Below are 12,279 nucleotides of genomic sequence, written 5' to 3'. Positions count from 1 at the left end.
CGGAAGATGCGAACAAGCCTCCGGCCGGCCACCCTTGCTGCGGGTGACCGGCCGGTTGAATGACCGTGGGTCAGTCGGCGTCGTGGCCGGTGTTGTCGAGCCAGTGCTGGGCGAGGTCGACGTCGCCGTCGACGGTGATGCCGGTCGCCTCGCGGTCGGCGAGCCGGCGTCGGCGGGTCAAGGTCAGGAGCAACGATTGCGCCGGGCCGCTCACCGTCACATCGGCCTGCTGGGTTTCGGGTCGCCACGTCGCCCCTTCAGGGCGCCGTTCCACGAGCCAAGCGCCCGCGTCGGTCGCCACCCACTGCAGGGTTTGCCCGGTGCCCCGGATGGCGTGGGCGGACTGGGGCCGCCGCATCTCCCAGGTGGGGGAGGTGAGCATCGCGAGGTGGTTGCTGATGAGTGCGGCGGCGACCTCGGCGTCGATGTCGGCCGGCCACTCCGCCGCGTTGGCCGCGTCGACGCCGTGCACGACCGACTCGTTGAGGGCGCTGGTCATCCAGAACCGCGTCCCGGAGCGCTCGTCGCCCGAGGCGTTGAACACCGGCGCGTCGAGTGCGTCGTCGGAGCACGCGTTCGCGACGCGCTGCGCGGACTCCGACAGCCACGTCGGCCACTCGCGCGGGTCGGCAGGGAGTACGGCCACCTCCGTGGGCAGCTGGGTGGGGTCGGTGATCCGCCGCTCGATGATCTCCGCGATCCAGTTGTGGGTCTGGCCCACGTGCTCGACCAAGTCGGCGACGGTCCACTTCGGGGCCGTCGGCACGACGGTGTCAGGTCCGGCCACGGCGGCCGATTCCGCCAGCCGGCGGGTGTGTTCGACGATCGCTCGCCGGGCATGTTCCGCGTTCAGCTCGGTCATTGGATTCGTTCTCCCGTGGGTTCGTGGTGCGGCCGGTACGCCATCGACGTACCGGCCGCGTGCGGGTCAGGCCTTGGGGGCGAGCTTGTGGACGACGATGCCGGACTTGAAGGTCGTCGTGCCGAGGAGGTCGAGGTGGGTGATGTCGACGCCGGTGCCGCGGAACATGTTCTCGCCCTCGGCGACCACCGGGAAGATCCAGAAGTGGTACTCGTCGACGAGCTTGTTCTCCAGCAGCGTCTTCGAGAACGACCCGGTGCCGTACTTGATCAGGTCACCGCCGTCGGACTCCTTGAGGTTGCGGACGGCCTCGGCCGCGTCGCCCTCGAGCGGCTGTGCGTTCCACTTCCACTCGGTGACCGTGCGGGAGGCGACCCACTTCGGCATCGCGTTGAAGGTGTCGGCGAGCGGGTCTCCGGCCCGGGACAACCAGGCGTCCGCGAAGCCCTCGTAGGTGACGCGGCCGAGCACCTGTCCCTCGACGCCTTCCATCAGGGACTGGTTGTAGGCCATGTGCTCCTCGTCCCAGTACGGCGGGCTCCAGTTCTGCGGCTCGTCGATGACGCCGTTCAGGGTGACGAACGTGGATTCGATCAGCTTCCTCATGGGTCTTTTCCTCTCAGGGTTGGTACGGACGCCGGTTCCGGGCGTCCTGTAGTGCTTCGGCCCACCAGACGAGCTGGTCGAGCATGAGTTTGGCGTTTGCCTCGTAGCCGGCGGACGGCCGTGGCCAGCCGCCGTCGGCGGTGAACTGCTCCCAGTAGCAGGGCAGTGCGACAGTGTTGCGAATGGTGACGGCCTGGAGTTCTGTGAAGACCTGCCGCAGTTGTGCGGTGGCGTGGCAGCCGCCGCTCTCCCGGCCGTAGCTGACGATCGCTACCGGCTTGGCGTGCCACTCCTCGTAGTACCAGTCCAGTGCGGTCTTCAGCGTGGCCGGAAAGCTGCAGTTGATCTCCGGCGTGACTACAGCGAACGCATCCGCGGCTGCCAGCCTGCTGCTCAGTACGGCGACCTCCTGCGGCGTCTCGTCGTCCGCGTCGGGCAGCGTGGTCGGCAGGTCCGCAGCTGCCAGGTCGACCAGGTCGACCTCGAACTGCTTGGCTGCCTGCTCTGCGAGCCAGTGCGCCACGGTCGGTCCGAACCGGCCGCGCCGGGTGCTGCCGATGATCACTGCCAGTCGCATCTGCGTCCTCCTTCCGTCTGACACAGACTCTGCCGGAAGGGGTTTACGGTTTCTTTCCGGTCGTTTCGGGCCGACCGGAATAAGGTGCCGTCATGCGCTTCGGGGTACTGGGACCAGTGACGGCGTGGACGGACGCGGGGACGCCCGTGGTCATCCAGGGGTTGAAGGTGCGTGCACTACTGGCGAACCTGCTGGTGCACGAGGGGCGACCTGTCCCCGCGGACCGACTCATCGACGACCTCTGGGGATCGGAGCTGCCCGGTAACCCGTCCGGGACGTTGTCCGCGAAGGTGTCCCAGCTGCGGCGAGCATTTGAGGACGCTGAGCCCGGCAGCCGTTCGCTGGTGCAGTCCGGCCCGGCCGGCTACTCGCTAGTGGTTTCTGTTGGGACGTACGACGCTCTGCAGTTTGGTGAACTGCTGGCTGCCGGCTCGGTCGACGAGGCGCTGGCGTTGTGGCGCGGTCCGGCGTACGCCGATTTTGCGGACGACGCGTTCGTCGAGACAGCTGTAGCCCGGCTGACCGATCTGCGGCTCACTGCTCTCGAGCAGGCCGATCTACCTGTTGTGGATCTCGCGGCCCTCGTGAAAGAGCACCCGCTGCGTGAGGGGCTCCGTGCCGCGCACATGAAGGCCCTCTACCGGGCTGGGCGACAGACGGAGGCTCTGGAGAGTTTCGATGACCTACGGCAGCTCCTGTTGGAGGACCTCGGGCTGGACCCCAGCCCGGAACTGGTGGCGCTGCAGCAGTCGATCCTCGCTCAGGAGCTGCCGCACGCACGTAGCAACCTTCCTGCTCAGCTGACTGAGTTGATCGGCCGCACCGAGGCGCTGGCCGATGTGGGTGCCTGTTTGGGCACATCACGGTTAGTCACGCTGACTGGTCCGGGAGGTGTCGGCAAGACTCGCTTGGCGCTGGCTGCCGCGGCCGGTGTTGCGGACCGGTTCGCGGACGGCGTCGTGCTGGTCGAGCTCGCTGCCGTAACTCCTGACGCGTTGTCGGTCGCCAACTCGCTCACTGACGCGGTGCAGGCGGCTCTGGATCTCCGCGACACCGGGGGCACACCAGTTGTCGATCGGTTGGCCTCAGTGATGGGCAGCCGCCTGCTGGTGCTGGACAACTGCGAGCAGATTGTCGAGGAGGTCGCCGCGCTGACGGACCGCTTGCTGGCCACGGCTCCGGGTCTACGGGTGCTGGCGACGAGTCGTGAGCCGCTGGGCCTGGCTGGTGAGGTGGTGTGGAGTGTTCCGCCCTTGTCCGTCCCGCCTGTGTCGGCGGGCGTTGAGGCCGTTGGCGAGTGCAGTGCGGCGCAGCTGTTCGTGACACGTGCGGCGGCCGCGTCACGTGGCTTCGCCCTGACGGACGAGACCGTTGCCGATGTCGCCGTACTGTGCAGGCGGCTGGACGGGATCCCGCTCGCGTTGGAGCTCGCTGCGACGCGAGTACGAGCGCTCGGGGTACGTGGGCTCGTAGCGCGGCTGGACGACCGCTTCCGGTTGCTGGCGACAGGACACCGCGGTGCTGCGCCACGACAGCAGACGCTGCACGCGATGATTGACTGGAGCTGGGAGCTGCTCGCGGGTGAGGAGCAGTCCGTGCTGCGGCAGCTCGCCGTACACGCAGATGGCTGTACGGCGGACGCTGCGGCGGCTGTGTGCGGTGAGGACGACGTACTGGACGTCCTTGTGCGGTTGGTCGACCGGTCGCTCGTCGTACCGGTCGACGGCGGTCGCTTCCGGTTGCTCGAGTCAGTGGCGGCGTACTGCGTCGAGAAGCTGCGGGTGAGTGGTGAGCTGGAGTCGTCTCGTCAGCGGCACCTGTCCTACTACGTGTCGCTGGCTGAGGCGGCGCGGCCCGGGTTGTTCGGTGACGAGCAGAGCAGGTGGCTGCAGCTGCTGGACGAGGACTCCGCCAACTTCCGGACCGCACTGGATCGTGCAGTGACCACAGGTCAGTTGGACCTCGCTGAACGGCTTGTGGACGCGCTGTCTTGGTACTGGTTCCTGCGTGGTCGGTATGTGGAGGCCATGCGGTCTCTGGACACTGTGCCGGGTTCTGCTCGGGCTGGGGTGTGGCGGGCCGGGTTCATGTACCTGCTCGGGCATCCAGACGCTCCGGCGGAGCGAGACCGTTGGCTGGACAGTGCGGATGCCATGGGGCAGTGGTGGATCGCCCATGCCGCAAGCGACGTCGGCGACCTCTCAGCGTGCCTGTCGATGCTCAACCAGGCCCTGAAGACCTTCGAGGCTGACGGGAACCAGTGGGGCGTGGCGGCCGTGCTGGCTGCGCGCGCGAAGCATGCGCACGTACGGGCGGATCTGCCGGCCCTTTACGACGACGCGTGTCAGAGCATCGGGATCTTCCGGGCGCTGGGGGACCGGTGGGGTGTGCTGCAGGCGACGGGCTGGTTCGGGGCGCACGCCGAGCTCGTCGGCGACTTCGACGAGGCGGAGCGGCTGCACCTCGAAGGTGCCGAGGCCGCGGAGGAGATCGGGCTGTGGCCCGAGGTCGCCAACGCGTTGGGCATGCTCGGGTGGACGGCGATCCGGCGAGGACGTTACGAGCCGGCCCGGACGTACGGCGAACGTGCGCTGCGGCTGGCGACCGAGCAGGGGCAGCGCGCGACGCAGGCCCTGGCGGAGCTGGTGCTCGGCTTCGCGGCTCGTCGCTCCGGCGCTCTGGACGAGGCCTCGGAGCGGCTGCAGGCATTGATCGACGCCGCCCGCTTGCAGACGGAATCCGTTCTGTATCTGTCGATCGTCCTGGAAGAGCTCGGGTTCGTCAGGGAGCTCCAGGGCCGGCCGGAGGACGCGTTGGAGCTGCACATGGAGGCCTTCCGGGTCTCGGAGGAGTTCGACTCGCTACGGGGCATGTGCTGGGCGCTGGAGGGCATCGCGGCCTCTCACCCGGACAAGACCCTCGCTGCGACCCTGCTGGGGAGCTCGTCCGCGACCAGGGCCACCGAGAACTATCTGATGGCCTCGACAGAGGAGGAGGATCTCGCCCGGGCGGTCGCTGCGGCCGAGTCCGCGCTGGACCCGGTCGCGTATCGGGCGGCGTTCTCCCGTGGCGAGGGTTTGAGCCCGGCTGACGCGTTCGGGCTGCTCGTCCGGCAGTAGATGTTCTGTAGTTGAGATTATTCGTCTATCGAAGTAGTTTTGCTCCCGAACCCACTTCGAGAAGGTGAACCATGGATTACGGCCACGAGCTGGTCTTCGGCACGTTCCTGACCCCCGCGGTCGACAACCCGGACCGCGTGATCGCGCTGGCCCAGCTGACCGAGCAGGTCGGCCTCGACCTGGTGAGCTTCCAGGACCACCCGTACCAGCCGCGGCTGATGGACGCCTGGACGCTGCTGTCTGTCGTCGCGGCCCACACCGAGCGCGTGAAGGTCACCACCAACGTCGCCAACCTCCCGCTCCGGCACCCGGTCGTCCTGGCGCGCAGTGTCGCGACCCTGGACCTGATCACCAACGGGCGAGTTGAGCTCGGCCTGGGCGCCGGCGGGTTCCTCGACGCGGTTGCAGCGAACGGCGGGCCTAGGTTGACCACCGGGCAGAGCATCGCCGCGCTGGAAGAGGCCATCGCGATCATGCGCGAGGTCTGGACACCAGGTGGTGGCGGCATCCGGCTGGCCGGCAAGCACTACACGGTGTCAGGTGCGAAGCGCGGCCCGGCGCCGGCGCATGACGTGTCGATCTGGCTGGGTGCGTACAAGCCACGGATGCTCGCACTCACCGGACGGCTGGCCGACGGATGGCTGCCGAGCAGCGGGTACGCCGGGCCGGAAGAGCTGGCCGCGATGAACAAGATCATCGACGAGGCAGCCGTGGAGGCCGGCCGGGACCCTGCTGCGGTACGGCGGCTGTACAACATCTCCGGTGCCTTTGGCGGCGGTGGTAGGTTCCTGCAGGGGCCTCAGGAGCTGTGGATCGACCAGCTGACCGAGCTGACGCTGGGGGAGGGGATGAGCACCTACATCCTTGCCTCCGACAATCCTGACGACATCCGGCGGTTCGCTGAGGTGGCAGCTGGTGTACGGGACGCCGTTGCGGTGGCTCGGTCGGGTGCTGTTGCTGCTGGGCGTGTGGTTGCTACGGGCTTTGGCGTTGTACCGACACCAGCTCCTGCTGTACGACGTAGCGCCGTACAGCTGCTGGATGAGTCTGCTCGGCCGACCGGTCCGGCGCAGGACCCGTCTCGGACGTACACGCCGTACCAGCTGCAGTCCGGTCAGCATTTGATCGACGTACACGACCACCTGCGTGCGGAGCTCGACCAGGTGCGCGACCTGGTGGAGCAGGTCGCGGCCGGGACCTTGGGGGTTGGTGCGGCGCGGTCGCACATCAACACGATGACGATGCGGCAGAACAACTGGACGCTGGGGACGTACTGCGAGTCATACTGCCGGCTCGTGACGACGCACCATTCGCTCGAGGACGCCTCGCTGTTCCCGCATCTACGCCGCGCCGACCCTGACCTGGTGCCGGTCGTGGACCGGCTGCAGGAGGAGCACAAGGTCATTCACGACGTACTGGAAGGTGTCGACAAAGCACTCGTCGCGCTGGTTGACGGGTCAGGTGACATCGACGGTCTGCGGGCGGCCGTCGACCTGCTGGACGACACGTTGCTGTCGCACCTGTCCTACGAGGAACGCGAGCTGGTCGAGCCGCTGGCGCGCCTCGGCGTTCTGTAGGTCCTACTTTGCTTCGCCCAGCAGGGAGGCGAGGATGTCGAGGAGGCGGAGCGTCGGCACCTCGCCGAGCAGACGGGCGGCGCTGGTCGCCGGCTCCGCGGTCAGGCGGACCTGCAGCAGCTTGAAGTCACGGACGTTGGCCGGGTTCACCAGGTCCTCACGGACTGCCTTGAGGAACTCGGCTCCGGCCGAGGCCGAGCCGTAGGTCATCCGGATGAAGCTGTCGGTGACCGGGTAGAGGTACGGCCGCTTCAGGTGCAGCAGCTTCGACTTCTTCGCGTGCCCGAACCCGCGGTGGCCGGTGAACTTGTCGTCCAGCGCCATCGCCGCGTCGAACAGCTCGGTGCCCGGCGCCGCGTCCTCGAGGCGCGCGTCCACCGGGATCGCGGCGAGCTCCTTCTCGGCCTCCACCTCGAGCAGCCAGGGAATGTCGAGCACCCGCAGGTCGGCGCCGATCACCATGATCCGGCCGAGGTCCTCGAACGTCACCTGATTCGGGTCGGAGCCACCGACGGTAGTCATACCCGGCAGCCCGTCGTAGTACTGCAGCACGGCGCCGTTCGTCTCGGCGTACAGCCGCAGTTGAGCGATCGCCTCGTCGACGACGATCTTCCGGGTACCGATGTTCATGAGCCACACCCTCACACTTGTGGTGGCAGACCCGCCAGCGGGCGGACCATCATTCGAACGTTCCTCACACCTGTTTCCGCAGATCGTAGCGACTCCACGGCCCCCCGCACGCCAATGTCACTGCCCGTTATCCACAACCTGTAACCATCCGCTCTTTTCGCATGCCGATCTCCGTAAACTCTCTGTCACAGGCCCACGACTGAGCGGAGGCGAACTATGCGGAACCGGCTGCTTGCGCTCGTCCTCGCTGTCCTCCTGCTGGTGCCTTTCACCCCGGTCGCACACGCAGAGAAGCCGGACGCGTATCCGTGTCTGCATCCGGACGTCACCGTCTCCGCGAACGGCGAAGTCCTGAGCACCGGCACCGAAATCGCCCTCGACGGCGGCATGGCCCACGCGGGGACCGGGCTCACCTTCACCTTCCAGGCCCGAACGTTCAATCTGACGATCGACCTGTGCAACCTTCGCATGACCGACGCCCGCACCTGGCAGGTCGACCACTGGCCCTGCGAGAACGCGCCCAAACCGAAGCCCGCGCGGTCCCAGTCGCTGAGCTGGTCGGTCTTCGTGCCGCTCGACTGCAAGTTCCTCGGCTCACCGAATCTGCTCAGCGTTTCCTTGACGAATGGCAAGGGTTCGGCGTCCGCCTCGGTGATGATCTACGCCGGTGCGCCTGGGTTCGTGCTCCCGGACAAACAGGCGCGGGCGTTCTTCGGGCCGTTCGCCATGCAGTCCGATCCCGTCAACTCCCTGACGGGCGCGCTGGCCGCCGTCGAGACGGACGCTTCGGTGACGGCGCTCGGCGTACCGCTGACGGTGACGCGGACGTACAACTCGAACGACGGGTCCACCGGCTCGCTCGGTGCCGGGTGGAGAGCGTCGTACTCGGATCGCCTCGAGCTCTGGCCGACTGGCGCGCGGTACCTGGCGTCCGACGGGCGGGAGATCGGGTTCACGCGTCGCGGGACAGGTTTCGCCGTCGAGCAGGGTCCCGCTCGCTTCACGCTGGCGCGGTCGGGATCGACGTACCTGCTGACGAGCGTCGACCAGGTGCGGATGCAGTTCTCGGCGACCGGCGAGCTGCAGGCGATCCGGGACCGCAACGGTCAAGGGGTGACGATCGCGCGGGCCTCGGGGCGCGTGCGGACGGTCGCGAACGGTCGGCGGTTGCTGTCGTACGACTACAACGAGCAGGGGCAGATCGCGTCGGTGAGGTTGTCGGGGCCTGGCGTCGCGGCGCGGACGGTGCGGTACGAGTACGCCGACGGTCGGCTGGTCGGGGTGACATCGCCGGGCGGGACCCGGACGCGGTACGAGTACTCCGAGGGGCGGCTGACGTCGGAGTCGGTGGGGGATGCGGCCAAGCCGGCGTACGTGACTGAGTACGACTCCGACGGGCGGGTCGTCGCGCAGACCGATGCCAAGGGCGGTCGGTCGACCTGGTCCTGGGAGACCGAGGGCATTCGCGGTACGTCGACGATGACCGACCCAACGGGTGGGAAGTGGATCAACGAGTACGAGCGGAACTGGCTCATCCGCCAAACCGATCCGACCGGTGCCACGGCCACGTTCCATTACGATGCCGACGGCAACCTCATCCGGGTCTTCGACAGCCTGGGGCATGGAGCGCGGCACGAGTACGACGCTCTCGGTCGCGTTCTCGCCTCGACGGACGCGGTCGGTGGTGTGACCAGACGTACGTACAACGCGCGCAACGACGTCGTCGCGACGGTGGATCCGCTCGGGCGGCGGACGACGTACACCTATGACCTCCGCGGGAGCCTGACTGGCACGGCGTACGCCGGTCGCACCTCGTCGGTCAGCTACGACACGCGCGGCCTTGTCACGGCGTCTCGCGATGCTCTGGGTCGTGGTTTTCGGTATGCATACTCCGCTGACGGTGATCTGACGACCGTCACGGATCCTTTGCGTCAGGTCACCCGCATCGCGTACGACGGCTGGGGGCGGCGTATCAAGACGACCTCACCGCGTGGTGCCGTCGGCACGGTCACCTACAACGACGACGACCAGCCGCTCTCGCAGCACGGACCGCTCGATGTCTCCACGAGCCAGACGTACGACGGACAAGGCCGCGTGTCAACGCTGGTCGGCGCCCGCGGCGGCACCACCAAGCTGCGCTACGACGGTGCCGGCGCAGTGGTCGGCGTCTCCAGACCATCGTTGCCCGAGGCCACCACAACCTTCGACGCATCCGGCCGAGTCACCGCGACCGTCGACGCCAGCGGTCGTTCACAAACCTTCGTGTACGACGGCGCGGGCCGAACGACGTCGACGACGTACGGCGGCCGCACCTGGAAGTTCGCGTACGACAAGGCCGGCCGCTTGGTCCGCACCACGTTGCCGTCAGGCAAGACGGCGTCCTTTGTTTTGGATGCGCGCGGTGCGCCGCTGCGGATCACGTACTCCGACAAGACACCCGCGGTCAGTTACACGTGGGACGCCGCGGGCCGCCGTACATCGATGACCGACGGACTAGGCCTCAGCCGCTTCGAGTACGACGCCTTCGACCAGCTCACGTCGGCCGGCCCCGTGTCCTACCGCTGGGATGCCGTCGGCAACCTCATCGGACGGACGGCAGCCGGCCACACCGAGTCGTACACGTGGGACGCCGTCAACCGTCTGACCTCTGCCGCCGCTGACGGCAAACCTCTGGCCTCGTATCGCTACGACGCTGCCCGCGGCACGATCACGACAACCCAACCCGGCGGGCTGATCAAGACAGAGCAGCTGGACGTCCGCGGTCGCACCACGTCCCTGGCCATCATCCAGAACAGCCGCTCGCTACGCACGATGACCTCTGCGTACGACGACGCCGACAACCTCACCCGCTCCGACGACTCCGTCGTCGGCAAGTCGTCGTACAGCTACGACCCGCTGAACCGCCTCACTGCGACCTGCTACGGCGTCGACCAGTGCACAGACGACGCGGCCGACTACATCCGCTACGACTACGACGCCAACGGCAACCGCACCTGGGAGAAGCGCCCATCAGGCAGCAGCTGGTCCCTCTACGGCCCCGCCAACGAACTCCAGATCTCCCTCACCACACCGGCCACCTACCCACTCGACGTCCCCACCACCCGCCGCTACACCTACGACCCCGACGGCAACCAAACCTCCGACGGCACCACGACATACACCTGGTCAGCCGCCGGCAAACCCACCACCTCAACCACCGCAGGCATTAAGACCACCTACACCCACACCGGCGACGGCCGCCGAGCGACCTCCACCACAGGCCCCCAAACCACCCACTACCTCTGGGACCCCCTCTCACCCCAAATCCTGGCCACCACAGGAGCCCCACAACCCATCCGCTACCTGTACGGCTCCGGCCTCGTCGCCCAACAAAACCCGACCGCACTCACCCCGCTCACCACCACGCCCAACGGTTCGGTGCTCACAGCAACAACCACCAAGCTCGACCAACACAACTACGAGCCCTACGGCCAAACCCGTGCCGGCCCCACAGCCCCAACCACTTCCACGCCATCCCCAACCCCTGGCTACATCGGAGGGCTCCAACTCCCGTCCGGCAACTACCTCCTGGGCCAACGCGAGTACAACCCCACCACCGGCACCTTCCTCACCACCGACCAGGCAGGCTCCGCCAACCCCTACGCCTACACCACCGGCAACCCTCTCAAAACCACCGACCTACAAGGCCTCGACGACATCGAGGGCACCCTCACCGACGTCTCCCACATCTCCGGCTACATCTCCGTAGCCGCCCTAACGGGCGCCGTAGTCTGCACAGTCGCCCGAGCCTGCGCCCCCGCAATCCCCATCTTCCTCCAAATCTCCTCAGCCACCGGTGTAATCTCCGCCGGCGCCTCCGGCATCCTCGACTCCCAAGCCTGCGTCCTAAAAGGCAACTGCTCCCAACTAGTGGCCGACGTAGCAGTAGGCCTCGTCGCGACTCGCTTTCCCGCCCTCGGCCGAGCGCGTGCTGCGGTAGGTACTACTAGGCCAGCGCTCGGCTATGCGGAAGGGACGGGAGCTAGCGCCCTGACACCGAAGCGTTTGCAGCACGGAACCAACCATCTGGTCAAGGCAGGCTTGTTGCCCCAGTGGTCCGGCAAGACGAGTCCTGAGATCATCAGGCGCGAATTGGTCCCGATCCTGGAGCACCCAGAGGCGACCGTTGATCACAAACTCGGTGAAGACCGCGTCAAGGGCTTCCTGGGAGTAATTGATGGTGAACAAGTGGCAGTCTTTGTGTACAAAGAAGGCCCATATGCAGGACAACTGGCTTCCTCGTCGAAGCCTTCGGAGAACCAACTGAAGATGTGGGGGATCGGATGACTGTCACACGCGCGCGTGACGCTCTCGTTGTCATCGTGGACGGGGACGAGGTGCCAGGTATCTCGATTTACGGTCTTGGGAGGCGTGGAGCTTGGGGTCCGGTCGTGTTTCCTGTCCACGTTTGGTTCGGCGAACCCGCCGTCGACGAGTTTGTCCTGCACGGTGACGCATGGGAAATCCCGACCTGGGACCTGCCAATTCTCGTCTGGCCGACAGTTGACGGCATGGCGGCTGCGCTGCGTGTTTCGCTAGCAGCGATCATAGAGTCAGGCTGCTCTGTTGCGTGGGTCGGCGCTGAAGGTCTTCCGTTCTGCGACCCGCCCCAGTTGTTCGACCCCGGATGCATGTCCAGAGGTGTGTTGGCCTGGATGACGGCGGACGGCCAGTTCGGGTGTGGATTGGATCCGGACGGTCCGATCTCGCCGATCTCGGACCAGCAGTTGACGATGCTGAGGGAGTACGCCCGAGGACTCGCAGATGTCGATTAGGCGATGTTTGGCAATCTTCACCACGAATTCTGCGCATGATCATCGTCTCTTTCGGGAAACGCCTCGGAGCGTTGTCGAGGGAAGACCTTGGAGA

8 protein-coding genes are annotated in these 12,279 nt (G+C 66.9%); 4 read left to right on the top strand and 4 right to left on the bottom strand.

Translation table 11 applies throughout. The features are described from left to right. Nucleotides 1–70 precede the first annotated feature (70 nt). The 3 genes from EV649_RS40210 to EV649_RS40200 form a co-directional block, all read right to left on the bottom strand. Nucleotides 71–862 carry a maleylpyruvate isomerase family mycothiol-dependent enzyme gene (locus EV649_RS40210; RefSeq protein ID WP_130389007.1) on the bottom strand — a complete coding sequence of 264 codons (792 nt, stop codon included), beginning with the start codon at nt 860–862 and terminating at the stop codon, nt 71–73. A 66-nt stretch (nt 863–928) separates the two neighbouring features. Beyond that, nucleotides 929–1,468: a dihydrofolate reductase family protein gene (locus tag EV649_RS40205; RefSeq protein WP_130389006.1), complete on the bottom strand. Its 540-nt coding sequence runs from the start codon at nt 1,466–1,468 to the stop codon at nt 929–931. Nucleotides 1,469–1,481: 13 nt separating this feature from the next. Then, a complete protein-coding gene (locus EV649_RS40200; protein WP_130389005.1) occupies nt 1,482–2,045 on the bottom strand; it encodes an NAD(P)H-dependent oxidoreductase in 564 nt (187 codons plus the stop codon). A gap of 92 nt (nt 2,046–2,137) precedes the next feature. Here EV649_RS40200 and EV649_RS40195 point away from each other — a divergent pair, with 92 nt between their 5' ends. Beyond that, nucleotides 2,138–5,164 carry a BTAD domain-containing putative transcriptional regulator gene (locus tag EV649_RS40195; RefSeq protein ID WP_130389004.1) on the top strand — a complete coding sequence of 1,009 codons (3,027 nt, stop codon included), beginning with the start codon at nt 2,138–2,140 and terminating at the stop codon, nt 5,162–5,164. 71 nt (nt 5,165–5,235) lie between these two features. Continuing rightward, nucleotides 5,236–6,741 carry an LLM class flavin-dependent oxidoreductase gene (locus EV649_RS40190; protein WP_130389003.1) on the top strand — a complete coding sequence of 502 codons (1,506 nt, stop codon included), beginning with the start codon at nt 5,236–5,238 and terminating at the stop codon, nt 6,739–6,741. Between the two features lie 3 nt (nt 6,742–6,744). Here the strand turns inward: EV649_RS40190 and EV649_RS40185 are convergent, their stop codons facing one another. Then, nucleotides 6,745–7,371: a DUF6308 family protein gene (locus EV649_RS40185; protein WP_130389002.1), complete on the bottom strand. Its 627-nt coding sequence runs from the start codon at nt 7,369–7,371 to the stop codon at nt 6,745–6,747. Between the two features lie 216 nt (nt 7,372–7,587). Between EV649_RS40185 and EV649_RS40180 the strand changes: the two genes are divergently transcribed. Then, nucleotides 7,588–11,697: a DUF6531 domain-containing protein gene (locus EV649_RS40180; protein ID WP_130389001.1), complete on the top strand. Its 4,110-nt coding sequence runs from the start codon at nt 7,588–7,590 to the stop codon at nt 11,695–11,697. Further along, nucleotides 11,694–12,185, top strand: coding sequence for a hypothetical protein (locus EV649_RS40175; protein ID WP_130389000.1), 492 nt, complete (start codon nt 11,694–11,696; stop codon nt 12,183–12,185). Before EV649_RS40180 ends, EV649_RS40175 begins: the two co-directional genes overlap by 4 nt. Nucleotides 12,186–12,279 lie beyond the last annotated feature (94 nt).

This window comes from Kribbella sp. VKM Ac-2569 (assembly GCF_004216905.1).
GTDB lineage: Bacteria > Actinomycetota > Actinomycetes > Propionibacteriales > Kribbellaceae > Kribbella.
This window is presented reverse-complemented; position numbering and strand designations above follow the sequence as displayed.